Origin of the sequence: Mesorhizobium sp. WSM4308 (assembly GCF_002294905.1) — a bacterium.
In the GTDB taxonomy this organism is placed as follows: domain Bacteria; phylum Pseudomonadota; class Alphaproteobacteria; order Rhizobiales; family Rhizobiaceae; genus Mesorhizobium.
Window position 1 is genome coordinate 87,748 of sequence record NZ_NSFW01000008.1, and the last position, 23,525, is coordinate 111,272.

A 23,525-nucleotide genomic window follows, 5' to 3' on the forward strand; every position below is an offset into this window, starting at 1 on the left:
TCGAGCTTTTGCTGATATTACAAAGATAGGACAAACTCTGTAGTCAGACCTGACATGGCTGAATTCACCTTGCACGACCTGCAATGTTTCGATGCGGTGATCCGCACCGGCGGCTTTCAGCCGGCGGCGACCTTGCTGCACCGCTCGCACCCGGCGGTGTTCGCCGCCATTGCCAAGCTCGAACGGCAGCTCGACCTCGTTCTCCTGGATCGCAGCGGCTATCGCGTGCGCCCGACCGAGGCAGGGCTGTCGTTCCACCGCCGGGCGCAATCGCTGCTGCGCGAACTGGAAGGCCTGCGCGTCCATGCCGCCCAGCTCTCGATGGGCGAGGAAAGCGAGATCCATGTCGTGATCGGCGACCTCTGCCCGAGGCCGCAGGTGCTGGGCATGCTCGGGCGGTTCTTCGCCCAATGCCCGGGCACGCGCCTGCATCTGCATTTCGAAGCCGTCGGCGGCCCTTGGGAGCGGCTTTTCGATGACGAGGCCGACCTGATCCTGCACTGGATCGACAAGGGCGACGCGCGGGTGGAATGGATCGATTTGTGCAAGGTGCCGTTCATTCCCGTGGCGGCTCCGGGCTTTTTGCCCGAGCGGCTCAGGCAGCCGATCACGCTGGACCAGATGCGGGCGCTCTCCCAATGCGTCATGCGCGACACCGCCCGCCATTCGCCACGGCAGGACTACTTCATGGTCGAAGGCGCGCCGCAATGCCTGGTGCCCGACCAGGCCATGAAGAAGGAAATCATCCTGCAGGGTCTCGGCTGGGGCCACCTGCCCCGCTTCCTGATCGAGGAAGAACTGCACGACGGACGCCTGCGCTCCATTGCCGGTCGCCATATGCCGGGCCGCACCGACGAGCTGGTGGTGGCGCGCCGCCGCGACCGGCCGCACGGGCCGATCGCCAACCGGTTGTGGGATCACATCCAGCAGGAGGCGCCGGCATTGCGACGCGCGCTGGAGCCGCCAAAAACAGCGTCTTAAGGCAAGTCCAGACCTGGCGGTTGCCCTTAAACGCCCTACTGCAGCAGGCCCTTGACGATGCCGCTGGCCTTGCCGAAATCCATCTGGCCGGCATATTTCTGCTTCAGCGCGGCGATCACCTTGCCCATGTCCTTCTGGCTGGCGGCACCCGTCGCGGCGATCGCGTCGCGGGCTGCCGCCGTGACCGCCGCGTCGTCGAGCTGTGTCGGCAGGAAGCCGCGAATGATCTCCATCTCACCGCGCTCCTGAGCCGCCAGTTCCGGTCGCCTGCCTTCCTCGAAGGCTTTCGCCGATTCCTCGCGCTGCTTCACCATCTTGGCCAGTATCTGCAGGATCTCCTCGTCGCTGGCGGGATCCTTGCCCGACCCGCGATTGGCGATGTCGCGATCATGAATGGCGGCCTGGATCAGCCGCAATGTCGGCAGCCGGTGCTTGTCCTGCGCCTTCATCGCGCTCTTCAGGGATTCGGCGATTTTTGCGCGCATCATGCTTTCTCCTTCGATCGGCGCGGACAATAGCGCCGGGGCCAAGCCAACGCAAACCCTGATATTGCGAGGCAAGCCTATGATATTGCTTGATGAAATAAATCGGAGCCGCATTTCGCATGATCATTGACCGCCCTGCCCCCTTCCCCTATGTACTGGGCCTTGCATGAACTGAAGCTTGAGTGCGTGGAGGCTGCGAATTCGCCGCTCCGCACCGTATGCTGCGCGGATGGCCCGCCGGGCCTTTGCAACGCGCAGCCTGATAGGAGTGCCGCCATGGCCGAGATGACGCCCGCGTCGACCGCCCCTTGGGCCGCCGAAAAGCCGACCGCCCTTCTGGTGCTGGCCGACGGCACCGTCATCGAGGGCCGCGGCCTCGGCGCCACCGGCTCCGCTGTCGCCGAAGTCTGCTTCAACACCGCGCTCACCGGCTACCAGGAAATCCTCACCGATCCGTCCTACGCCGGCCAGATCGTCACTTTCACCTTCCCGCATATCGGCAATATCGGCACCAATGGCGAGGACATCGAGGACCTCAATCCGGCGGCCCGCGCCGGCGCAGTCGGGGCCGTGTTCAAGGCCGACGTCACCAACCCGTCCAACTACCGCGCCGCCGGCCACCTCGACCAGTGGCTGAAGAAGCGCGGCATCGTCGCGCTCTCGGGCATCGACACCCGCGCGCTCACCGCGCTGATCCGCGAAAAAGGCATGCCCAACGCCGTCATCGCGCATGCACCCGACGGCGTGTTCGACCTCGACGATCTGAAGCGGCGCGCCGCCGCATGGTCTGGCCTGATCGGCCTCGACCTCGCCAAGGAAGTCACCTCGGGCCAGTCCTCGGCCTGGCGCGAGACGCCCTGGGTGTGGAATGAGGGTTTTGGCGAACAGGCGGCGCCGGTGCTGCACGTCGTGGCCATCGACTACGGCGTCAAGCGCAACATATTGCGCCTGCTTGCCGGCCTCGGCGCCAAGGTGACGGTCGTCCCGGCCAGCACCGGCTCGGAAGAAATCCTCGCCATGCAGCCGGACGGCATCTTCCTTTCCAACGGCCCCGGCGACCCGGAAGCCACCGGCGACTATGCCGTGCCGGTCATCCAGGACCTGCTGAAGACCGGCATTCCGGTGTTCGGCATCTGCCTCGGCCACCAGATGCTGGCACTGGCGCTCGGCGGCAGGACCGCCAAGATGCACCAGGGTCATCACGGCGCCAACCATCCGGTCAAGGACCACACCACCGGCAAGGTCGAGATCGTCTCGATGAACCACGGTTTTGCCGTCGACGCGGATTCGCTGCCGGAGGGCGTCGAGGAAACCCATGTCTCGCTGTTCGACGGCTCGAACTGCGGCATCGCGCTCACCGGCCGTCCGGTGTTCTCGGTCCAGCATCATCCGGAAGCCTCGCCCGGCCCGCAGGATTCGCACTATCTGTTCCGCCGCTTCGTCAACCTGATCCGCGAGAAGCGCGGCGAGGAACTGCTGGCCGAGCGGGCTTAGCCCGAAGCGTCGCGACCCGCCGCGACAGCGACAGCCCGTCTCCTCGCCAGCGCAATGCGGCTGTCGTGGCTCATGCCTGCGCTCCATCTTCCGCGACGCTGGTCGCGGCGTTCTTCAGCCGCGAGGGTCTTGCGACTTTCGTGACGAAGACGATGAGCGCCAGCATCAGGAAGCATGCGCCAACCAGATAGGGCGCGCCACCGAAGGTCACGGGCGCGCTTGGCCCGGTGAACCAGGAAAAGATCGCCGTGTAGAGCAGCGGCGTGATGATCGAGGTGATCGAGAAGAGCGAGGTCATCGCGCCCTGGAGTTCGCCTTGCGCCGAAGGCGGCACCTTGGCGGCGGCGAGGCTCCTCAGCGGCGGATCGGCAAGTGCCTCCAGGCAACCGGCGACGATCACCGCATAGATCATCCAGCCCTGCGTCGCGAAGGCGTAGCCGAAGGCGCTGAGCGCCGTGAATGTCAGGCCGATGACAGCCGTCTTCCACTCGCCGAGCCTGGGGATCACCCGTGGCAGCACCGTCGCCATGACGATCGCGCCGCACAGGCCGAAAGCGCCGAGTGAGAAGCCGATCTGCTGCTCGCTCCAGCCATAGCGGTAGCTCGAGACGAACGACCAGACCGCCGGGTACATCATGTGGCCGAGCGTCACCAGGAAGAAGACCAGCCCGATCCAGCCGATGCCCTCATACCTGCGCATCTGCAGCAGCGTGCCGACCGGGTTGGCGCGTTTCCACTCGAACCGGCGGCGATGCTTCTCGTCGAGCGTTTCGGGCAGGAAGACCATCGCGATCAGGAAGTTGACGAAGGCGAGCCCGGCGGCGAAATAGAACGGCACGCGCGGTCCGAACGTGCCGAGCAGCCCGCCCAACACTGGGCCGATGACGAAGCCGACGCCGAAGGCGATGCCGAGCAGGCCGAAATTCTTCGCTCGGTTCTCGTCGTTCGAGATGTCGGCGATGAAGGCCGAGGTCGTCGAATAGCTGGCGCCCGAAATGCCGGCCAGCACACGACCAACGAACAGCATCGGATAAGACCAGGCGACCGCGCAGATCAGATTGTCGATCGAGAAGGTCAGCACCGAGGCAAGCAGGATCGGCCGCCGCCCGAACCGGTCGCTCAACCCGCCCATGATCGGCGCGAAGAAGAACTGCATGGCCGCATAGACGAAGAACAGCCAGCCGCCCTCGATCGCCGCGCCGCTGATGCTGACACCGGACAATTCCTGCAAATAGGCCGGCAGCACCGGCATGATGATGCCGAAGCCGATAATATCCAGCAGCAGCGTGGTGAAAACCAGCGCGAGGCCCCGCCTGGCGGTTTTGGGGTCGATCATGATGGGTCAGGCTCCTTTGGTCGCCCGGGGCGCAGGCGGACGCACCTTATAGGCGAGCCCGCAAAAAGGAACAATGCGGGAACAGCCAGGAATCGTTGATCCTGACTCTCCCTGACTGCGACTTCGTCGTCAGGCCGGTGTCAGGAAACGCTAGCCGAGACCGCTTCGAAATTCGCTCCGGCTAGATGGCCGCAGGAGTAGAATTTCCAGATGGCCTCGTCAGATCGGGCCGCTCAGCGTGTTGCAGTCCGAAAGCTTGCCGCTCTTGTAGCCGCGCGCCAGCCAGGTCTGGCGCTGCTGCGAGGTGCCGTGGTTGAAGCTTTCCGGCACGACATAGCCCTGCATCTTCTTCTGCAGCGTGTCGTCGCCGATCTGCTTGGCGGCGTTGAGCGCGCTTTCGATGTCGCCCTGCTCCAATATGCCCTTCTGCGCGGTGTAATGCGCCCACACGCCGGCAAAGCAGTCGGCCTGCAGTTCGATGCGCACCGACAGCTGGTTGGCATCGGCCTCGCTCATGCCTTGTCGCATCTGGTTGAACTTGGACATGATGCCGGTGAGGTTTTGCACGTGGTGACCGACCTCATGCGCTACGACATAGGCCCGCGCGAACTCGCCCGAAGCACCGAATTGCTGGTCGAGCTGCTGGAAGAAGGTCATGTCGAGATAGACCTTGTGGTCGCCCGGACAATAGAACGGTCCGGCCGCCGCCGAGGCAAAGCCGCAGGCCGAGCGAACCTGGCCGGAAAACAGCACCAGCTTGGGATCCTCATAGGTCAGGCCCTGCGACTTGAAGATGCCGGTCCAGGTGTCCTCGGTTTCGGCAAGCACGGTCGCGACAAACTGCTTCATCTCGTCATTGGCGGGTGCCGTGCCGCTGCCCTGGCCGCCGCTGTTGTCTGAAATCTGGCCACCGCCCCCCGGCAGCAGGCCGCCGTCGCCACCGCCCAGGATCGCCGAGGGATCGAAGCCGAAATACCATCCGGCCAGCACGACGAGGATAACGAGGATGATGCTGCCGCCGCCACCGGTCCGGCCGCCGATGGGGAGCTGGAATTGGCCGCCACCGCCGCCGATCCCGCCGCCGCCGCTATCGCTGCGGTCGTCCTCGATATTGTCACTCTGACGACGGCCTCTCCAGAGCATGGCAACTCCCCGTGATAGACTTCCTCATTGCTCCGGCAAGGCCGGCTCAACCCAACAAACAATTATCCCAATGGTTGCGCCAAGTCACAGTGTTTTTCGATGGCCAAGGCGATGCCGGCATGACCGCTTCACCACTCTGGCCGGAACCTTTGAAGGCTTGTAGCATCGGCCGTGACGGAGGATGCGAGGGGCGGTTGCGAACGATCGGTCAAATAGTCTTGGTTTTGGCACTGAGCTGCCTGGGCTTGCGGGGAGCCACCGCGGCGACGCTCGACTCCGGCGTCGCCGTCACCGACCCGGCCACCTTGCAGGCGCTGGAGCGCGGCGGCTTGTCGATCAGCCGGCTGCTCGGTCCCGCGCTCGGCCTCACCCGCGACGTCGACAATCACGGCCTGTTTTCCGTGCCGGCGCTGGCCAAGGTGCGCGACACGGTCAAGCAGGAGATATCGGACGAGCCGAGGACCAGTCCCGACCCCTATGTCGCCGCCATGGCCAAATCGAACGACACCAGCCAGAAATTCAATCCCAGATACATCGACGATGACGGCTCGACGCTCGACCTCACCGGCGTCGTCAACCGCATGGATCGCGGCTATCTCGGCCACACCGAATGCGGCGAGATCAGGCTGATCTACCGCTTTCACTATTCGGTCGCCGAAAAGCCGGCCAAGGGCAAGGTGGCGCAACGCATCTCCTCGCGCCTGCCGCTGACCATGAGCCTGGTCTTCAACGCCAAGCCAAGGCGGGCGCAGGCGCGCGCCTCGAAGGATCTGCCAAGTGCAACCGACGTCTCCTGCGCCGAAATCGCCCAGCGCTGGCTTGCCGCCGGCCAGAAAGACCTGCCGCCCGAGCAACTGGCCGCCTGGCTGCGTTCCGACGAAGGCCCGCTGTCCGGCGCCATGCTCAATTCCTCGCAGATCATGCGGCTCGAGCTCAACATGCAGGTGCTGCGGCTGTCGGCCTCGACGCGGCGCGATTTCGGCGGCCATGCCGAATATCTCCTGAAGATCTTCAAATGGGATCCGGCTATCTCGAGCTTCTATGAAGCGAGGATGGAGAACCAGATCGACCGGGCGACGGTGCTGGCCGACGTCAAGTCCTTCGCCAAATGGCTGCTCACCGATCGCAACATCTACGATCTCGACCATGGCCGGCTCGTCATCGACGAAAAATTCCTGGCCAAGAGCGCCGTTTCCGTCGCGCCTGGCGGCTTGAGCCGCTCGCAAAACAACATCGCCTATGGGCTGGTCGACGATACCGATATCGACAAGGCGCTGAAGGATTACGTCGCCAGGGGCAACACGCTCGCCACCATCAAATCGGTCGCCGGCTTCAATTTGAGGCTGAATGAAATGAGCTGCACTGGCTGCCATCAGACGCATGGCATTGCCGGCTTCCACTACACCGGCGCCGACCCGGCCAGCGAACCGCGCCGCAACGCCGTCTTCGTGCCGGGCTCGGCGGTGTTCTTCGCCGACCTGCCGCGTCGCCGCGCCATCGTCGAGCAATTCGCCGCCGGCGGCCATCCGGATTTCACGCGCGGCTTCGCCGCCCGCCCGGACCGGAAATATGCCGAAGCGCTGAAGGGCACCGATCTCTACAATGGCTGGGGCTCGATCTGCTATCGCGGCGACGACGCGAGCTTCAAGGACTGGACCTGCGGCGCCGGCCTGCGCTGCGCCGGCGTCCACGAAAGCGCCATCCATCCGGGCTTCGGCACCTGTGTCAGCGAGAAGGGCACCGCGGTCGGCGATCCCGTCGAGTTCGGCGAGATCAAAATGTCGACCTGGGGCAACGACCAGTATTGCCGCCTGTCGCCGGCCACCGCCAAGGCCTGCGCCATCGACCCCGCGCGGGACAAGAAACCACTGGTCAAACTCGCCGGCTATGGTGCGGCGCGCCAGCGCTACGACAATCCTGATCAGAAGACCGGCGGCTTTCCCGGCGGCATGTTGCGCAAGGCGAGCTGCGACAAGCTTCCCGACGAGGCGACCTGCGGCCGGCTGGCCAAGACCGGCTTCAACGACTGCATCGCGTCCGGCAGGGACCACAAATTCTGCACCGGGGAATTCACCAAGACCGCCGGCCTGCGCGCCTGCGACAAGGCGCATCCCTGCCGCGAGGATTATATCTGCACCGCTGGCTACGATGATTTGCCTCAAGCCAAGCCCGGCGAAGGCACCTGCATCCCGCCCTATTTCATCTTCCAGTTCCGTGTCGACGGCCACCCCAGAAGCTGGGTGCAGGATGTCAGCGAGTGAGAACGGTTTGCCGCGGGCAAATTGAAAGGTCCACTGGACCTTTCAAAGGGCTCGAACGCCCGGAACCATAGCGGAGGGCAACCGGCCGCTGCACAGACAGCTTCCGCCTGCCACTGACCTCGGCGCGCCCTCAGCTTTTCTGCTTGGCGCTGGCGCTCTTGCCGTCGGAGCTTTTCGAGCGCTCCTCGAAACGCGCCGCACCCTTCCTCAGGGAATGGCCTGTCTCGGCCTCGGTCTTGCGCTCGTCCTTCGCCGCCGCCTGCTTCAATCCCTTGGCGGCCTGCTTACCCTTCGCGGTCGGTGCTTGTTCGACGCCCATTGCTTCCTCCCTTGGCGCGATATCAGCGCTATGTGAGGAGCAACGTGCATAAGGGACTGCGGTTCCGGCGACCGCACTGAGAACGGCTGAGCAATTTAGCGCGGCGCCGTCATCGCCTTGCGGAACGCTTCCAGCGTCTCGGCGCTGACATGGTGCTCGATGCCCTCGGCATCGATGCGCGCGGTCTCGGCGCTGACGCCGAGCGAGCGCAGGAAGGCTTCCACCGTCTGATGGCGGATGCGGCTCTCCTCCGCCACCTTGCGGCCGGCCTCGGTCAGGAACACGCCGCGATAGGGTTTTCTCGACACCAGCCCGTCGGCGCACAGGCGCGTCAGCATCTTGGCCACCGTCGGCTGCGCGACGCCAAGCCGCGCGGCGATGTCGACCTGGCGCGCCTCGTTGCCGTCCTCTATCAGATCGGCGATCAGCTCGACATAGTCCTCGACCAGCGCGCTGCGGCGCGCTTGGCGCTGCTGCCGGAACCCTTCCGAATGGACATCGGCGTCGGGCAATGGCTCACGCGGGACGGGTTTGTTCTTCAGCGCCAATGCGCGCTCCTCCTCGGGAGTTTAGCCGTTCCTGCTTTATAGCACGGGCTCTGATTCTTCAGGCCGTTTATTTGCATTCCCCCACAGGCGCAACCGGCGTTCCGATTGCGGTTTCGCAAACCTGAGCGAGCGCGCGGCAAAAAGCACAAACAATGAAATATAGCCTATTGCATAATGTTGAGCCATGGCATAGCTTATGGGTATTCGCCGGAAGTCTCGGAAAGCCTTTTCATGTCAGACGCAGAAGCCACAGCCCCTCGATCCTCATGGAGGTTCGCCGGACGGGACGAGGACGATCAGCCCAGCCTGCGCGAAGTCAATTCCACCATTGCCGTGCCGAGTTCGGGCGTCTGGTTCCGCCGGCTGTTCGCCTTCATGGGGCCGGGCTACATGGTCTCGGTCGGCTATATGGACCCCGGCAACTGGGCGACCGACCTCGCCGGTGGCGCCCAGTTCGGCTACACGCTTCTGTTCGTCATCATGCTGTCCAACCTGATGGCGATCCTGTTGCAGGCCCTGGCCGCCCGGCTTGGCATCGCCACCGGCCGCGACCTCGCCCAGGCCTGCCGCGCCTATTATCCCCGCCCTGTCAATTTCGTGCTGTGGATCGCCTGCGAACTCGCCATCATCGCCTGTGACCTCGCCGAAGTGATCGGCACGGCGATCGCCTTGAAGCTTCTGTTCGGCATTCCGCTGATCGGCGGTGCCATACTCACCGCGCTCGACGCCTTCCTCGTGCTCATGCTGATGAACAAGGGGTTCCGCTATCTCGAAGCCTTCGTCATCGCGCTTTTGATCATCATCTTCAGCTGCTTTGCCATCCAGATCTTCGTTGCCGCGCCGCCGGCCGGCACGATCCTGCACTCGATGTTCGTGCCGTCCTCGGAGATCGTCACCAATCCGGCGATGCTCTACATCGCCATCGGCATCATCGGGGCCACGGTCATGCCGCACAATCTCTATCTGCACTCCTCGATCGTGCAGACCCGTGCCTATGAGCGCACAGAAAAAGGCAAGCGCGACGCCATCAAATGGGCGACGACGGACTCCACCATCGCGCTGATGCTGGCTCTGTTCGTCAACGCCGCCATCCTGATCGTCTCGGCCGTCGCCTTCCACAACACCGGCCACCAGGATGTGGCTGAGATCGACCAGGCTTTCGAGCTTCTGTCACCGCTGCTCGGCCTCAGCATCGCCTCGATCCTGTTCGCCGTGGCGCTGCTCGCTTCCGGCCTGAATTCGACGGTGACGGCGACGCTTGCCGGCCAGATCGTCATGGAAGGGTTCCTGCGCCTGCGCATCCCCAGCTGGGCGCGCCGGCTTCTGACGCGCGGCCTCGCCATCGTTCCCGTGGTGGTCGTCACCGCGCTCTATGGCGAGAAGGGCACCGGCCAACTGCTGGTGTTCAGCCAGGTGATCCTGTCGATGCAGCTGCCCTTCGCGGTGGTGCCGCTGGTGCAGTTCGTCTCCGACAAGAAGAAGATGGGCAACCTCGCCATTCCACGCGGCGTGGCCGCACTGGCCTGGGTGGTCGCGGCGATCATCCTCGTGCTCAACTTCAAGCTGCTCTACGACACGATGTTCGGGGTCGGCTAGAATTCCGCCAGACAGCGCGACAAACCGCCAAATCGCGCTATCTTTCCCGATGCCATGAGCAACATCGAAGACATCAGGAAATTCTACGCCCGGCTGATGGCGGCCAATGCCGCCTCATCGGATCCACGCCTGGAAGAGGTCTTCGCCGAGGTTCCGCGCGAAGCCTTTCTTGGCCCGGGACCGTGGACGATCGTCGCCGGCAGCGGCAAGGTCACGACGCCGAGCGCCGACCCGGCGCATGTCTACCAGAACGTGCTGGTGGCGCTCGATGCCGACAAGGGCATCAACAATGGCGAGCCGTTCTTGCACGCCATGTGGATCGGAAGGCTGGCGCCGAAACCCGGCGAGGCCGTCACCCATATCGGCGCCGGCACCGGCTATTACTCCGCCGTACTGGCCAGGCTGGTTTCACCTGGCGGCACCGTCACCGCCTTAGAGCTTGACGGCAGGCTGGCCGAGTTGGCGCGCAAAAATCTCGAGCCCTACCGCAATGCGACTGTCGTCCAGGGCGACGCCGTGACCACGCCTTTGCCGCCATCCGACATCATCTATGTCAACGCCGGCGTCGTTGCCCCGCCGGTCGGATGGCTGAAGGCGTTGCGCCCCGGCGGCCGCATGATCTTCCCCTGGCGCCCGTCCGAACGCGTCCCGCTGGCGGTGATGGTGACCCGCACCGAAAAGGGCTTTGCCTGCGATCCCTTCATGCGCTCCTGGTTCATCCCGTGCTTCGGTGCCTCGGTTGCCGATCTTGCGGCGAAGATCCCGACACGCGAGCAAGCCGCGCGCAGCCGCTCGATCTGGCTGACGAGCGATAAGCCGCCGGACCGCACCGCCACGGCCATCTTCGGCGACGTCTGGTTCTCGTCGAAAGACGTCCGCGCCAAACCCGGCAACTGACGCATCGATGCGCGGATTTGGCCAGAATTTCGCAGGCCCTGTCGGGATAGGTGCCGGCCAGCCGTCCTTGGGCCATCGTCCGGCCGCGACGGCGTGGATGGGACAAGGGAGAGACCCATGAGAAAGATCATCGCCGCCACCTTCGTCAGCCTCGACGGCGTCATGCAGGCACCCGGCGGGCCGGAAGAGGATCCGGTCGGCGGCTTCAAATTCGGCGGCTGGACCTTCCATTACTTTGACGAGGTGGGCGGCGCGGCGATGGATGAACTGTTCTCCAAGCCCTTCGCCCTGCTGCTCGGCCGCAGAACCTATGACATCTTCGCAGCGTACTGGCCGTATCAGAAAGATCCGATCGCCGATGCCTTCAACCCCGCGACCAAATATGTGGCGACACATCGGCCCGACACCCTCACCTGGCAGAACACGCAATGGCTTGGGGAAGATATCGTCGCGGCGTTGCGCCGCCTCAAGCAAGAGGATGGACCCGACCTGCTCATCCAGGGATCGGCCGACCTCATCCAGACCTTGCTCGCCAACGGGCTGATCGACGAGATCCGGCTGATGATCTTCCCGCTGTTGCTGGGCAAGGGCAAGCGGCTGTTCGGCGAAGACGCGATGCCGGCCGCCTTCAAGCTTGTGAAGTCGCAGACGTCCAGCACCGGCGTCATCATCGCGAGCTACGAACGCGCGGGCGAAATCGAGGTCGGCTCCTTTGTCACGGGCGAACCGTCCGACGCCGAGCTCGAGCGGCGCAGGAACTGGAAGTAGCGGACGGCCTTGGCACCTTTCCTCTCCCTCCGGAGGGGGGGAGAGGTGGCGCTGCGAAGCAGCGACGGAGTGGGGGAAGCCATCGCCAAACGTACCGCCGTAAGACAGGCAGAACCAGGCGGGCAAGAAGACTGGAGGTCTGCGGTAATCAAGCGGAAAAAGATCGACCCCCACTCCGTCGAGCTTCGCTCGACACCTCTCCCCCGATCGACGGGGGAGAGGAACCCAAGTTCTGCTTGGTCTCAAGCCGCCTGTGGCCGTCGCGCCAACCCATCGCGTATATGCCGCGCGAACTCCTGTGCCGCAGGCCCGACGCCATGCCGCGGCAGATGCAGATTGATGGCAAAATTCGGCAGTGGCGGCAGCCCGACATCGAACGGCAAGATGTCGAGATCGGCCGGCACGGTGGAGGCCAGCCAGGTGGTGACGGCAAGATCGGAGCGCACCGTCGCCGTCGTGGCGTCGATATTGCCGTTTTCGAACACGGTGCGCCATTCCAGCCCATGCTCGTTGAGGGCTGACAGCACCACCGGGCGGAAGGCGCAGGTGTCGGCGACGATCGACACCGGCAGCGGCCGCTTGGCGCTGGCGGTGCCGCCTCGGGCGCCGACCCAGACCAGCCGGTCGATGGCCAGGCACTCGCCCGATGTCGGGCCGACGCGTTCCTCGATCACCGCGAGGTCGATGGTTCCGGCCGCAAGCGCTGACGCCAGTTCCGGCGATGACGCGCAGACCAGCGATATCTCGACCTGCGGATAGGTCTCGGCATAGGCCTTCAGCACCGGCGCCAGCAAGGTGCCGACGAGGTCGTAGGGCACGCCTAGCCGCACCTGGCCGGCGACGGCCGAGCCCGCCATCTCGGCCCAGATCTCGTCGTTGAGGCCGAGCAGGCGCTTGGCCTTGCCGAACAGCCGCTCGCCGGACCGCGTCAGGCGCAGGCCGCGCCGGTCGCGCTCGAACAGGCTGCAGCCAAGCGTGTCCTCCAGCCTTTTGACCTGCTGGCTGACGGCGCCCTGGGTCAGGTGCAGCACATTGGCGGCCGCCGTCATGCTGGCCTTGTCGGCGACGGTGACGAAGGTGCGCATCAGCGCCGTATCGAGATTGCGGATCATAATTGCATTATAAATGCTAATGCTAATCATAGCAAACATTGCATTTGCTGATGCACGCACCCAGCCTACGATGGAGCCTCCGATAAAGGACGCCCCATGCTCCAGCCGATCCTGCCGCTCATCCTGTTTGCCTTCGTGGCCACCGCCACGCCTGGGATTGCCACGACCTTGTCCACCGCCTCGGGCGCGCAGTTCGGTTTTCGCCGTTCGGTTCCGCTGATGATCGGCAGCGCCGCTGGCCTCGCTACCGTGACGGGGGCGGCCGCCGCCGGCCTCGCGGGCCTGCTGCTTGCGGTGCCGTCGCTGCAACTGGCGATGAAGGTGATCGGCTCGCTCTATCTCCTGTGGCTGGCGATCAAGATCGGCCGTGCCGGGCCACCCAGTCTCGACGTGACCATGGCCAAGCCCAACAGCTTCCTTGGCGGCGCCGGCATCCAGTGGATGAACCCCAAGGGTTGGGCGATGGGGCTGGGCGCGGCGGCCTCGTTCGCCGCACTGGCCGACGGCCCGGGACAACTCGCCTTGCTGCTCGGCTCAACCTTCGGCCTCACCGCCGCCATCTCGCTCTCCGCCTGGTGCGTGGCCGGCATGGTGCTGGCCCGGCTGCTCAAGACCGAATGGCAGTGGCGAGCGCTCAACATCGTGCTGGCGCTGGTACTGGCCGCATCGATCATTCCGATGTGGCGGTCGGCGTAGCTGAGGCCTTGCAGAGCCTGGGTTCCTCGCCCTCGCCAGAGGCGGGGGAGAGGTGGCTCGGCGAAGCCGAGACGGAGAGGGGGAATGGCGCAATCCTGTCCGTGAATGGGCTTCCAGAATCCTTTCCACCGCTGGCGCAGGCCCCCTCTCCGACCGCTTCGCGGCCACCTCTCCCCCACTCCCGTGGGGGCGAGGAACTCAAGTCCTGAAACCCTCAACCCGCGTAACGCGCCGCCGGCTTGTCGGCGTGCAGGCTGCCGTAGAAGGCTTGGCGGGCGCCGAGGAATGTGTCCAGCCTGGCGACATCGGCAAGTGCCGGCACGGTGACGGCTTCGCCCCTGGCCAGGCCGACAAGCGCGGCATCGACCATATCGTCGGCGGACATGATGATCTCCTTCGGAAGCTGGTCGATATCGCTGCCGGCGAGTTCCCAGAAATCGGTCCGGGTCGCGCCCGGCAGCACCACCTGCACCTTTACATTGGTGCCCGCGACCTCGCGGTGCAGAGCCTCGGTGAAGTTGACGACATAGGCCTTGGTACCGCTGTAGATGCCGCCGAACGAGGTTTCATAGGCAAGCACCGAGGCGATGTTGACGATGGCGCCGCGGTTGCGTGCCAGAAGACCCGGCAGCACGGCACGGGTCAGCCGGGTCAAGGCGATGACATTGACCTTGATCATGCGCTCGGCCGCGTCGGCGTCGGCCGTAGCCACCACCTGCTGGCCGCCAAGGCCGGCATTGTTGACCAGCAGCGTCACGCTGTCGTCGGCCGATATCGCCTGCTCGACGCGGCGCACATCGTCGTGGTCGGAGAGATCGGCGCTGATCACGCTGACCTTGCGATCGTAGGCGTAGCGCAGCTTTTCGGCCAGTTCCTCGAGCCGGTCGGCGCGCCGCGCCACCAGCACCAGATCATAACCCTGCCCGGCCAGCCTGTCCGCATAGACCGCGCCGATGCCGGACGAGGCGCCGGTGACGACCGCCGTGCCCTTGTTTGCCTGTCCACTCATTGTCCTGTTCCTTCCATCTCTGTTCGCTTCGACCTGGCCGCCGGCGCCGCAGGCATTCGCCTCGGCTCGCCGGCAAGCCGCCTGATTGATTTAGTGGCATATACCACTTTCAACGAAGTAGGCATATGCCACTATCTTGTCAATGAGTGCGTTCGGGATTATTTGTCGGGCCGCGGCCGGATAGAATTTTCACGGGCGCCGAGGTACCACCATGCCGAAAGACACCCTGCCCGGGCTGACAGCCTGCAACTACGCCATGCTGCGGCGCGCGACGCGCAAGCTCGGCCAGTTCTATGACGACGTGCAGGCGCCGTCAGGCCTCAAGGCCACGCAGCAGGGCCTGCTATACCAGATCCATATCGGCAACGAGCCGGCGATGGGCGCCATTGCCGCTGCCCTGGTCATGGACCTGTCGGCGCTCGGCCACACGCTGAAGCCGCTGATCCGCGACGGCTATGTCGAGACCTTCGCCGACCCGGACGACCGCCGCATAAAGCGGGTGCGGCTGACCCGGCAAGGGCGCATCAAGCTCGATGAGGCGATGAAGCTGTGGCAGGTCGCCCAGCAGCGCTTCGAGGATGTGGTGGGCAAGGAGAAGGCGGAACGCCTGCGCGCGGTGCTGGATGACATCAGCGCGCTGGATTTCGATCTGCCGCCGGCTGCCTAAGCAATTCCAGGAAAAGTGTGAAACGGTTTTCCGTCCGGAATTGTGTCAAAATGGATTGGCAGCCGACGGCTTTCGAAGCGGCTATTCAGCCGGCATCGCGACCGGCCGTGCCGCCCAGCGGCCGGCCAGCACGATGCCAAGCCCGATCAGCGGGAAGGCAGCCGCGACCAGGCCGAGATCGGCCGGCGCGCCGTAGCGCAGCACGCCACCGCCGACCACCGCGCCCAGCGCCACGCCGAGATAGAGCGCCGAGCCGTTGAGCGACAGCACGATCGGGGCGGCATCGGGTGCCAGCTTGATGATGCGGCTGGCCTGCGCCGGCGGGAACGCCCAGCCGACAATGCCCCACGGCACCATCATCGCCATCAGCGCCGGACCAGCAATGTGCTGCGGCAGGAAGGCCGGCACGACCGACAACATCACCAGCATGGCGGCACTCAGCGTCAGCGACCAGCCGACGGTCCGGGTGGCGCCGAACCGGTCGGCCGCCTGGCCGCCGGCAATGTTGCCGATGACGGCGCCGACGCCGAAGGCAAGCAGCATGCCGGGCAGCGCGATCTGGCTGAGCCCGGCGCCCTGGATGGCGAGCGGCGCGACATAGGCAAAGACGGCGAAAGCGCCGGTCAGCGCCAGCAATGTCGTCACCAGGATCGGCATCACGCCCGGCCGCATGGCGGCCGCCAGCCGGCGCTTCAGCGGCAGCCTGGTGCCGACGATGCCGCGCGGCAGCCTGTACCAGAGGATGGCGCCGGCAAGCGCGCCGAGCCCGGCAATGGCATAGAAGGTGCCGCGCCAGCCAGCGATCGTCGCGACCAGCGCGCCGAGCGGCGCACCGACGGCGACGGCCACCGTGGTGCCGCCGACGACCACGGCGATGGCGCGTGCCCGGTGATGGTCGTCGACCAGCGCCACCGCCGTGCCTTGCGCCGTCGCGGCGAACAGGCCCGACGACAGCGCCATGATGATGCGCGCGATCAACAGCACTTCGAATGAGGAACTCAAGGCGGCGGCGATGTTGCCGATGACGAAGAACACCAGCGTCCACAGGATGACGCGACGCCGGTCCCATTTGCCGGTCAGCGTCGCCAGGATCGGCGTGCCGATCGCATAGGCGAGCGCGAAGGCGGTGATCAGCGTGCCGGCGAGTGGAATGGAAATGCCGGCATCCCTGGCGATGTCTGGCAGAAGGCTGGAGATGACGAAGCCCTCGGTCGAAATCGTGAACGATCCGAGCGCAAGCCAGAAGAGCCGCTTGTCCATGGCGCGTGTCCTTAGTTCAAAAGTTATTGAACAATTGGACATAACAGGGCATGATGTCAATGAAGCCAGGGCAAAATAGCTGAACCATCCTGACAGCCCTGTGTCAGCACGGTCGATCGGTACGGATAAAATGGAGAAACAGTGTGTACGGGCCGGCGAGGACGGATGCGTTGAAATCGGCCCGAACTGCGCTTAGGTTCCAGCCATGACGTTACCTCATCCCAATACGGACCAGATCAGCCTGCCGATCGTGCTTGGCGTGCTCGGCGATCCGACGCGGCTGGCCATCGTGCGCTATCTCGCCAGTAAGGAAGGCGTGGCGCTGAACTGCAGCCGGTTCCTCGATCTCGGCTCCAAGACCAATCTCAGCTACCACCTTGCCAAGCTGCGCGAGGCCGGCGTCACCCGCGCCGAAGTGGTCGGCACCAACCGCATGATCACGCTGCGCCGCGCCGATCTCGACGCCCGCTTCCCCGGCCTGCTCGACAGCGTCATCGCCGCCGCCGTCGACGACCCCGCGCTGCCGGCGGTCGGCGGCCACGATATCGAGATGCCGGCGTAGGGTTGCTGGTTCAAAGGTAAGGGGCTGTCGCCCTAGCGCTGCCAAAAACCGATATGCGGGGCGAGAAGCTCCTCCTCCATCTCGGGGACGGGGCCGTGGACCTCGACCGGCTTCTGCCCGGAGCCGAGGACCGTGCGCGAGGAGAGGTTCATCGTCGGATTCTCGGCATGGTCGCCAGTCAGCGCGAGAAGCTTGGTCTCCTCGAAGCCGTAGACCAGCCGGCCGATATTTGCCCAATAGAGCGTTCCCGTGCACATCGCACAGGGCTCGCCGGTCGAGACCAGTGTGCAGGACCACAGGAATTCCGGCGGATAGGCGTCCGCGGCACGCCGGCTGAGTTCGGTTTCGGCGTGGCGCACGGTGTTGATGTTGCCTTGCCGCATCAGGATGCGGTCATCGGGGCCGACGAGCACACAGCCGAAAGGATGGTGCCCATGCGCGGCGGCGTCGCGCGCGACCTCATTGGCAGCGCGCAGGTGGGCGAACATCTGGTCGCGGGTCATCGCTTGGTGCCTTCCGAACCTGTCTGAGCGGATATCATGAACTCTGGGACGGCGTGGATGGTAGCAGATGGAATGCTGCCTCGCGATAGCCATGGGCGGGCTGCGCGGTGGTTCCGGCTGCCCCAAAGGTGGGGACTTGATTAGGAAGGCGGTGGCTTGATAACGAAGATGGGCCGGCGTCCCGATGGGCCGCACCAGGGAGCCCGTCGCATGCGCATAGCCGTCCTCGCCGATATCCATGGCAACGTCCTGGCGCTTGACGCGGTGCTGGAGGATTTGCGCCGGCGCGGCGGCGCTGAGCTCACCGTCAATCTCGGCGACAGCGTTTCAGGACCGCTCTGGCCGCGCGAGACGTTTGAGCGCCTGGAAGCGCTGAACCTGCCGACGGTGCGCGGCAACCATGACCGCCGCGTCGCGGTCGATCTGGCCGATGAGACCATGTGGGCGTCGGATGTCTACGCACAGGAACGGCTGACTGAGGCGCAGCGCCAGGTGCTGTTCGCGCAGCCGCTGACGCTGGAGATCGCGCCGGGCATCGTCGCCTTCCATGCCCGCCCCGACCATGACGAGAAATACCTGCTCGACGCGATCGTCGATGGCCAGCTGGTGCGCGCGCCGCTGGCGTCGATCAGGCGGCGGCTCAAGGCGCTCGACCCGGCCTGCCGCATTGCGCTGTGCGGCCACAGCCACCGCCCGGAACTGATCCGCATCCCCGACGGTCCCGTCATCTTCAATCCGGGCAGCATCGGCTGCCCCGCCTATGATGATTCCACCCCGCCGGCGCATGTTTCCGAACAAGGCTCGCCGCATGCGCGCTACGGCATCGTCACCTTGGGTGGCGAAGGCCGGCCCGACCGTTTCGAGACGATCGCCGTCGACTACGACCACGAGGCGGCGGCACGACAGGCGGAGCAGGCGGGAAGGCCGGAATGGGCCCACGCGCTGAGGACCGGCTTCATGCCCGGCTGAGCGAAGCTCATGCCCCCGGGGAATGCCTCGCGTTCATGCCGGTAGCCTCATCCGACCTGCTCAAGCGCCTTCGCGGCCAAGGCGTAAAACATCTCGCTTGTAGACACGGCGGCGCAGCGTCGCTTATAAAACCGGCTTCGCGTGCGGCAGCGTTTTCGGGTTCTGGCGGTGCCTTTGGTAATGCAATTGATCGCCGACAGCCAAATGATGAGGCGCACAGTTACGCTCCGAACAACCCTGTACGCGCTGATGGCCGCTCCGTCGCTGATGGCGGCGTGGTCCGCCCTTGTCCCGGCCCATGCCGAAGAGACGCCCTTCATCTCCGTCGTCACCGGTCTCGCGCCTGACGACCTGCTCAATGTCCGCGCCAAACCGTCGGCGACCGGCAAGACCGAGGCGCGTCTGGCCGCCGGCGCCAGCGTCAGGAACCTCGGCTGCAACGACATTGACGGACACCCCTGGTGCAAGGTCGAGACAGACAACCCCAAAGCCAGCGGCTGGGCCCCGGCGCGCTACCTCGTCCCCGTCAACCCGGCAACGGTGCCCGTCGACCAGGCGGCCGATGGAGGCGCGGCGCCCGATGCGCCGCCGCCGGCACAACCCGACCTGACGGCGCGGCTCGGCGGCGCGGCCCATCCCGACACGCCGGAAGCCCCGGTCAAGTCCGCCGCCGAGATCGCCATGCAGGATGCCTACGGCCTGGCGCTGGCGGCGAATGAAACGCCGCCGACCGGAGAAATCCCCGCCCTCGCCCAGGATGCGGCCGCGGATAGCGGCTCGGCGGCGGGATCGCTTCCCGTTCCCACACCGCGTCCTGACGGCGCCGCGCCCGCCGTCGACACGCAGACCGTCGCCGAACTGCCGCCGCAGCCGACCTCGCTTGCCCAGGGCGGCGGCGTCGAAATCCCCTGCGCCCGCTATGTCGGCCAGCCGATGCAGCGCTGCGCGGCCGCCATCGTGCACAAGGGCGCCGACAAGGCCGATATCACCGTGACCTGGCCCGACGGCGGCACGCGCCTCATCTCCTTCTATGCCGGCCTGCCGGCCGGCTCGGACACCAAGGGCGATTTCCGCTTCACCCGCGAGGGCAGCCTGAGCATGATCCGCATCGGCGTCTCCGAACGCTTCGAGATCACCGACACGGTAGCGTTTGGACGCTAGGGATTAGGCAGTAGGCAGTAGGGAATGGGCAGTAGGGACGTACGTCCAAGGCGCTTGAAAAGCCCTACTGCCTGCTGCCCAATCCCTACTGCCTATTTCCTACTGCCTAATCCAGCATTTTCGGGGTTACATCCGCCAAAACTCTTCCCTATAAGGCCCACCTAGCCTGATACCAGAATCGCGAGCACAACCGGCCGGGTCTTCCCGTCCCGGTTTTTTGTGCAAGCCGCCCGCCGAACGGACCTATGACATGCCAAGACGCACCGACATCAAGTCGATCCTGATCATCGGGGCCGGCCCCATCGTCATAGGTCAGGCCTGCGAGTTCGACTATTCCGGTACCCAGGCCTGCAAGGCGCTTAAAGAGGAAGGTTTCCGCGTCATCCTGGTCAATTCCAACCCGGCAACGATCATGACCGACCCGGAACTGGCCGACGCCACCTATATCGAGCCGATCACGCCGGAGGTCGTCGCCAAGATCATCGCCAAGGAGCGGCCCGACGCGCTGCTGCCGACCATGGGCGGCCAGACCGCGCTCAACACCGCTTTGTCGCTGCGCCGCATGGGCGTGCTCGACCGCTACAATGTCGAGATGATCGGCGCCGACGCCACGGCCATCGACAAGGCCGAGGACCGCGCGCTGTTCCGCGAGGCGATGAGCAAGATCGGCCTGGAAACGCCGAAGTCGATGCTGGCCAACGCCACCGACGTCAAGAACGCCGACCGCAAGACGCACGAGGCGGAGCGCGCCGCGCTGAAGGCCGAGAAGCCTGACAATCTCGACGCCGAGCTCGACGCGCTGGAAACCCGCTGGAACCTCGGCGAAGGCGACCGCAAGCAGCGCTACATCAGCCACGCCATGGCAATCGCCGCCCAGGCGCTCGACCATGTCGGCCTGCCCGCCATCATCCGCCCCTCCTTCACCATGGGCGGCACCGGCGGCGGCATCGCCTACAACCGCGCCGAATTCTACGACATCGTCCAGTCCGGCCTCGACGCCTCGCCGACCACCGAAGTACTGATCGAGGAAAGCGTGCTTGGCTGGAAGGAGTACGAGATGGAGGTCGTCCGCGACAAGGCGGACAATTGCATCATCGTCTGCTCGATCGAGAACATCGATCCGATGGGCGTCCACACCGGCGACTCGATTACCGTCGCCCCGGCGCTGACCCTCACGGACAAAGAATACCAGATGATGCGCAACGCCTCGATCGCGGTGCTGCGCGAGATCGGCGTCGAGACCGGCGGCTCCAATGTGCAGTTCGCCGTCAACCCGGCCGATGGCCGCCTCGTCGTCATCGAGATGAACCCGCGCGTCTCGCGCTCCTCCGCGCTCGCCTCCAAGGCGACCGGCTTCCCGATCGCCAAGATCGCGGCAAAGCTTGCCGTCGGCTACACGCTGGACGAATTGGAGAACGACATCACCGGCGGCGCCACGCCTGCCTCGTTCGAACCGTCGATCGATTATGTCGTGACGAAGATCCCGCGCTTTGCCTTCGAGAAATTCCCCGGCGCCGAGCCGGTGCTGACGACGGCCATGAAGTCGGTCGGCGAGGTCATGGCCATCGGCCGCACCTTCCAGGAATCGCTGCAGAAGGCGCTGCGCGGGCTGGAAACCGGCCTGACCGGCCTCGACGAGATCGAGATTCCCGGCCTCGGCCATGGGGCGACGGCTGCCAACCACGCCGACGACCGCAACGCCATCCGAGCCGCGCTCGGCACGCCGACGCCGGACCGGCTGCGCATGGTGGCGCAGGCGATCCGCATGGGCACGTCGCTGGAAGACGTGCACGCAATGTGCAAGATCGACCCGTGGTTCCTCGAACAGATCGCCGGCATCCTCGCCATGGAAGCCCGCATCCGCGAGCACGGCATTCCGCAGGACGCCGTCAATCTGCGCATGCTGAAGGCCATGGGTTTCTCCGATGCCCGCCTCGCCTCGCTGACCAGGACCGACGCCGAAGTGGTGGCGAAGATCCGCGACAGGCTCGACGTTCATCCGGTCTACAAGCGCATCGACACCTGTGCTGCCGAATTCGCCTCGCCCACCGCCTACATGTACTCGACCTATGAAGTGCCGTTCGCCGGCGCGCTGGCCAACGAGGCGCAGGTCTCGTCGCGCAAGAAGGTGGTCATCCTCGGCGGCGGTCCGAACCGCATCGGCCAGGGCATCGAGTTCGATTATTGCTGCTGCCATGCGGCGTTCGCGCTGCGCGATGCCGGCTATGAAGCGATCATGATCAACTGCAACCCGGAGACGGTGTCGACCGACTACGACACGTCGGACCGCCTCTATTTCGACCCGCTGACGGCGGAGGACGTGCTGGAGATCCTGCGCGCCGAGCAGGCCTCGGGCGAACTGGTCGGCGTCATCGTCCAGTTCGGCGGCCAGACGCCGCTGAAGCTGGCGGACGCGCTGGAAAAGGCCGGCATCCCGATCCTCGGCACCTCGCCCGACATGATCGATCTGGCCGAGGACCGCGACCGCTTCCAGAAGCTGCTGCACAAGCTCAACCTCAGCCAGCCGAAGAACGGCATCGCCTATTCGGTCGAGCAGGCCCGCCTCGTCGCCGGCGAACTCGGCTTCCCGCTGGTGGTGCGCCCGTCCTATGTGCTCGGCGGCCGCGCCATGCAGATCATTCATGACGAGAGCATGCTGCAGTCCTACCTGCTCGACACCGTGCCCGGCCTGGTGCCGGAGGACATCAAGCAGAAATACCCCAACGACAAGACCGGCCAGATCAACACACTTCTGGGCAAGAACCCGCTTTTGTTCGACACCTATCTCTCCGGCGCCATCGAGGTCGATGTCGACTGCCTCTGCGACGGCAAGGCGACCTTCGTCTCCGGCATTCTCGAACACATCGAGGAGGCCGGCATCCATTCGGGCGACAGTGCCTGCTCGCTGCCCGTGCACTCGCTGCCTTCCGAACTGGTCGACGAGCTGGAGCGCCAGACGGCCGCCCTTGCCCGCGCGCTCAATGTCGGCGGCCTGATGAACGTGCAATACGCGATCAAGGACGGCACGGTCTATGTGCTGGAGGTCAACCCGCGCGCCTCGCGCACCGTGCCCTTCGTCGCCAAGACCATCGGCCGGCCGATCGCGAAAATCGCGGCCCGCATCATGGCCGGCGAGACGCTGGAAGACGCCTTCGCCCATTATGGCGCGATGCCCGACCCCAGAAATCCCGGCCACATCGCGGTCAAGGAAGCCGTCTTCCCCTTCGCCCGCTTCCCCGGCGTCGACATATTGCTCGGCCCGGAAATGCGTTCGACCGGCGAGGTCATGGGCCTCGACCGCGACTTCGCGCTGGCCTTCGCCAAGAGCCAGCTCGGCGCCGGCGTCGACCTGCCGCGCTCTGGCACGCTGTTCGTCTCGGTGCGCGACGAGGACAAGAAGGGCATCCTGCCGGCGGTGAAACGTCTGACAGGCCTCGGCTTCAAAGTGCTGGCAACGTCGGGCACGCAACGCTTCCTTGCCGAAAACGGCGTCGACGCCGAGAAAATCAACAAGGTCCTCGAAGGCCGCCCCCACATCGAGGACGCCATCCGCAACCGCCAGGTCCAGATCGTCTTCAACACCACGGACGGCCAGAAGGCGGTGTCCGACTCGAAATCGCTAAGGCGGGCAACGCTGATGCAGAAGGTGCCGTATTACACGACGCTGTCGGGTGCGGCCGCCGTGGCGGAGGCGATCGCGGCACTGAAGGCGGGGAGCCTGGAGGTCACGCCGCTGCAGGAGTATTTTGCGTAAGAGT

The 23,525-nt window shown here is 65.2% G+C and carries 21 protein-coding genes; 12 read left to right on the forward strand and 9 right to left on the reverse strand.

From position 1 onward, the window contains the following. The first annotated feature begins 54 nt into the window (after positions 1–54). Complete coding sequence (locus CK227_RS16285; protein WP_095773637.1) at positions 55–981, forward strand: LysR family transcriptional regulator; 927 nt, start codon at positions 55–57, stop codon at positions 979–981. 35 nt (positions 982–1,016) lie between these two features. Here the strand turns inward: CK227_RS16285 and CK227_RS16290 are convergent, their stop codons facing one another. Next, positions 1,017–1,469: a GatB/YqeY domain-containing protein gene (locus CK227_RS16290; RefSeq protein WP_179295995.1), complete on the reverse strand. Its 453-nt coding sequence runs from the start codon at positions 1,467–1,469 to the stop codon at positions 1,017–1,019. Positions 1,470–1,742: 273 nt separating this feature from the next. Between CK227_RS16290 and carA the strand changes: the two genes are divergently transcribed. Continuing rightward, on the forward strand, positions 1,743–2,960 hold the full coding sequence (gene carA, locus CK227_RS16295) for a glutamine-hydrolyzing carbamoyl-phosphate synthase small subunit (RefSeq protein ID WP_095773636.1): 1,218 nt from the start codon (positions 1,743–1,745) through the stop codon (positions 2,958–2,960). A 70-nt stretch (positions 2,961–3,030) separates the two neighbouring features. On the opposite strand, the gene CK227_RS16300 is transcribed toward carA, so the two are convergent. Together CK227_RS16300 and CK227_RS16305 are read right to left on the reverse strand one after the other, a co-directional pair. Further along, positions 3,031–4,296, reverse strand: a complete 1,266-nt coding sequence (locus tag CK227_RS16300; protein WP_095773635.1) for a TCR/Tet family MFS transporter — start codon at positions 4,294–4,296, stop codon at positions 3,031–3,033. A gap of 219 nt (positions 4,297–4,515) precedes the next feature. Next, positions 4,516–5,439, reverse strand: coding sequence for a neutral zinc metallopeptidase (locus CK227_RS16305; protein WP_095773634.1), 924 nt, complete (start codon positions 5,437–5,439; stop codon positions 4,516–4,518). A 245-nt stretch (positions 5,440–5,684) separates the two neighbouring features. Between CK227_RS16305 and CK227_RS16310 the strand changes: the two genes are divergently transcribed. Next, positions 5,685–7,700, forward strand: coding sequence for a hypothetical protein (locus CK227_RS16310; RefSeq protein ID WP_245318151.1), 2,016 nt, complete (start codon positions 5,685–5,687; stop codon positions 7,698–7,700). A gap of 130 nt (positions 7,701–7,830) precedes the next feature. Here CK227_RS16310 and CK227_RS16315 read toward each other — a convergent pair whose 3' ends face one another. Together CK227_RS16315 and mntR are read right to left on the reverse strand one after the other, a co-directional pair. Continuing rightward, on the reverse strand, positions 7,831–8,019 hold the full coding sequence (locus CK227_RS16315; protein ID WP_095773633.1) for a hypothetical protein: 189 nt from the start codon (positions 8,017–8,019) through the stop codon (positions 7,831–7,833). A 95-nt stretch (positions 8,020–8,114) separates the two neighbouring features. Next, on the reverse strand, positions 8,115–8,567 hold the full coding sequence (mntR, locus tag CK227_RS16320) for a manganese-binding transcriptional regulator MntR (RefSeq protein WP_095773632.1): 453 nt from the start codon (positions 8,565–8,567) through the stop codon (positions 8,115–8,117). Between the two features lie 231 nt (positions 8,568–8,798). Here mntR and CK227_RS16325 point away from each other — a divergent pair, with 231 nt between their 5' ends. From CK227_RS16325 to CK227_RS16335, 3 genes are all read left to right on the forward strand, one after another. Continuing rightward, entirely contained in the window at positions 8,799–10,163 is a 1,365-nt protein-coding gene (locus tag CK227_RS16325; RefSeq protein ID WP_095773727.1) for an Nramp family divalent metal transporter, read from the forward strand. Between the two features lie 54 nt (positions 10,164–10,217). After that, complete coding sequence (locus CK227_RS16330) at positions 10,218–11,060, forward strand: protein-L-isoaspartate O-methyltransferase (RefSeq protein WP_179295994.1); 843 nt, start codon at positions 10,218–10,220, stop codon at positions 11,058–11,060. Between the two features lie 117 nt (positions 11,061–11,177). Beyond that, on the forward strand, positions 11,178–11,828 hold the full coding sequence (locus CK227_RS16335; protein WP_095773630.1) for a dihydrofolate reductase family protein: 651 nt from the start codon (positions 11,178–11,180) through the stop codon (positions 11,826–11,828). Positions 11,829–12,070: 242 nt separating this feature from the next. On the opposite strand, the gene CK227_RS16340 is transcribed toward CK227_RS16335, so the two are convergent. Continuing rightward, positions 12,071–12,940: a LysR substrate-binding domain-containing protein gene (locus CK227_RS16340; protein ID WP_095773629.1), complete on the reverse strand. Its 870-nt coding sequence runs from the start codon at positions 12,938–12,940 to the stop codon at positions 12,071–12,073. A gap of 96 nt (positions 12,941–13,036) precedes the next feature. On the opposite strand from CK227_RS16340, the gene CK227_RS16345 reads away from it, so the two are divergent. Beyond that, a complete protein-coding gene (locus tag CK227_RS16345; protein WP_095773628.1) occupies positions 13,037–13,636 on the forward strand; it encodes a LysE family translocator in 600 nt (199 codons plus the stop codon). Positions 13,637–13,850: 214 nt separating this feature from the next. Here the strand turns inward: CK227_RS16345 and CK227_RS16350 are convergent, their stop codons facing one another. Beyond that, positions 13,851–14,645, reverse strand: a complete 795-nt coding sequence (locus tag CK227_RS16350; protein ID WP_095773627.1) for an SDR family oxidoreductase — start codon at positions 14,643–14,645, stop codon at positions 13,851–13,853. Between the two features lie 211 nt (positions 14,646–14,856). On the opposite strand from CK227_RS16350, the gene CK227_RS16355 reads away from it, so the two are divergent. Then, entirely contained in the window at positions 14,857–15,312 is a 456-nt protein-coding gene (locus CK227_RS16355) for a MarR family winged helix-turn-helix transcriptional regulator (protein WP_095773626.1), read from the forward strand. An 81-nt stretch (positions 15,313–15,393) separates the two neighbouring features. Here CK227_RS16355 and CK227_RS16360 read toward each other — a convergent pair whose 3' ends face one another. Further along, complete coding sequence (locus tag CK227_RS16360; protein ID WP_095773625.1) at positions 15,394–16,572, reverse strand: MFS transporter; 1,179 nt, start codon at positions 16,570–16,572, stop codon at positions 15,394–15,396. Between the two features lie 205 nt (positions 16,573–16,777). On the opposite strand from CK227_RS16360, the gene CK227_RS16365 reads away from it, so the two are divergent. After that, on the forward strand, positions 16,778–17,134 hold the full coding sequence (locus tag CK227_RS16365; RefSeq protein WP_095773624.1) for a helix-turn-helix transcriptional regulator: 357 nt from the start codon (positions 16,778–16,780) through the stop codon (positions 17,132–17,134). Positions 17,135–17,166: 32 nt separating this feature from the next. On the opposite strand, the gene CK227_RS16370 is transcribed toward CK227_RS16365, so the two are convergent. Continuing rightward, on the reverse strand, positions 17,167–17,637 hold the full coding sequence (locus tag CK227_RS16370) for a nucleoside deaminase (RefSeq protein WP_095773623.1): 471 nt from the start codon (positions 17,635–17,637) through the stop codon (positions 17,167–17,169). A 210-nt stretch (positions 17,638–17,847) separates the two neighbouring features. Between CK227_RS16370 and CK227_RS16375 the strand changes: the two genes are divergently transcribed. From CK227_RS16375 to carB, 3 genes are all read left to right on the forward strand, one after another. Next, entirely contained in the window at positions 17,848–18,606 is a 759-nt protein-coding gene (locus tag CK227_RS16375; protein WP_095773622.1) for a metallophosphoesterase family protein, read from the forward strand. A 204-nt stretch (positions 18,607–18,810) separates the two neighbouring features. Further along, positions 18,811–19,767, forward strand: coding sequence for an SH3 domain-containing protein (locus tag CK227_RS16380; protein ID WP_179296466.1), 957 nt, complete (start codon positions 18,811–18,813; stop codon positions 19,765–19,767). A 250-nt stretch (positions 19,768–20,017) separates the two neighbouring features. Further along, positions 20,018–23,521: a carbamoyl-phosphate synthase large subunit gene (gene carB, locus CK227_RS16385; protein ID WP_095773725.1), complete on the forward strand. Its 3,504-nt coding sequence runs from the start codon at positions 20,018–20,020 to the stop codon at positions 23,519–23,521. Positions 23,522–23,525: the final 4 nt, after the last annotated feature.

What these genes read in the sequence shown, in the direction of transcription:
- CK227_RS16285 (WP_095773637.1), top strand. Translation starts at nt 55, where the DNA reads ATGGCTGAATTCACCTTGCACGACCTGCAATGTTTCGATGCGGTGATC.
- CK227_RS16290 (WP_179295995.1), bottom strand. Translation starts at nt 1,469, where the DNA reads ATGATGCGCGCAAAAATCGCCGAATCCCTGAAGAGCGCGATGAAGGCG.
- carA (WP_095773636.1), top strand. Translation starts at nt 1,743, where the DNA reads ATGGCCGAGATGACGCCCGCGTCGACCGCCCCTTGGGCCGCCGAAAAG.
- CK227_RS16300 (WP_095773635.1), bottom strand. Translation starts at nt 4,296, where the DNA reads ATGATCGACCCCAAAACCGCCAGGCGGGGCCTCGCGCTGGTTTTCACC.
- CK227_RS16305 (WP_095773634.1), bottom strand. Translation starts at nt 5,439, where the DNA reads ATGCTCTGGAGAGGCCGTCGTCAGAGTGACAATATCGAGGACGACCGC.
- CK227_RS16315 (WP_095773633.1), bottom strand. Translation starts at nt 8,019, where the DNA reads ATGGGCGTCGAACAAGCACCGACCGCGAAGGGTAAGCAGGCCGCCAAG.
- CK227_RS16325 (WP_095773727.1), top strand. Translation starts at nt 8,799, where the DNA reads ATGTCAGACGCAGAAGCCACAGCCCCTCGATCCTCATGGAGGTTCGCC.
- CK227_RS16330 (WP_179295994.1), top strand. Translation starts at nt 10,218, where the DNA reads ATGAGCAACATCGAAGACATCAGGAAATTCTACGCCCGGCTGATGGCG.
- CK227_RS16335 (WP_095773630.1), top strand. Translation starts at nt 11,178, where the DNA reads ATGAGAAAGATCATCGCCGCCACCTTCGTCAGCCTCGACGGCGTCATG.
- CK227_RS16340 (WP_095773629.1), bottom strand. Translation starts at nt 12,940, where the DNA reads ATGATCCGCAATCTCGATACGGCGCTGATGCGCACCTTCGTCACCGTC.
- CK227_RS16345 (WP_095773628.1), top strand. Translation starts at nt 13,037, where the DNA reads ATGCTCCAGCCGATCCTGCCGCTCATCCTGTTTGCCTTCGTGGCCACC.
- CK227_RS16350 (WP_095773627.1), bottom strand. Translation starts at nt 14,645, where the DNA reads ATGAGTGGACAGGCAAACAAGGGCACGGCGGTCGTCACCGGCGCCTCG.
- CK227_RS16355 (WP_095773626.1), top strand. Translation starts at nt 14,857, where the DNA reads ATGCCGAAAGACACCCTGCCCGGGCTGACAGCCTGCAACTACGCCATG.
- CK227_RS16360 (WP_095773625.1), bottom strand. Translation starts at nt 16,572, where the DNA reads ATGGACAAGCGGCTCTTCTGGCTTGCGCTCGGATCGTTCACGATTTCG.
- CK227_RS16365 (WP_095773624.1), top strand. Translation starts at nt 16,778, where the DNA reads ATGACGTTACCTCATCCCAATACGGACCAGATCAGCCTGCCGATCGTG.
- CK227_RS16370 (WP_095773623.1), bottom strand. Translation starts at nt 17,637, where the DNA reads ATGACCCGCGACCAGATGTTCGCCCACCTGCGCGCTGCCAATGAGGTC.
- CK227_RS16375 (WP_095773622.1), top strand. Translation starts at nt 17,848, where the DNA reads ATGCGCATAGCCGTCCTCGCCGATATCCATGGCAACGTCCTGGCGCTT.
- CK227_RS16380 (WP_179296466.1), top strand. Translation starts at nt 18,811, where the DNA reads ATGATGAGGCGCACAGTTACGCTCCGAACAACCCTGTACGCGCTGATG.
- carB (WP_095773725.1), top strand. Translation starts at nt 20,018, where the DNA reads ATGCCAAGACGCACCGACATCAAGTCGATCCTGATCATCGGGGCCGGC.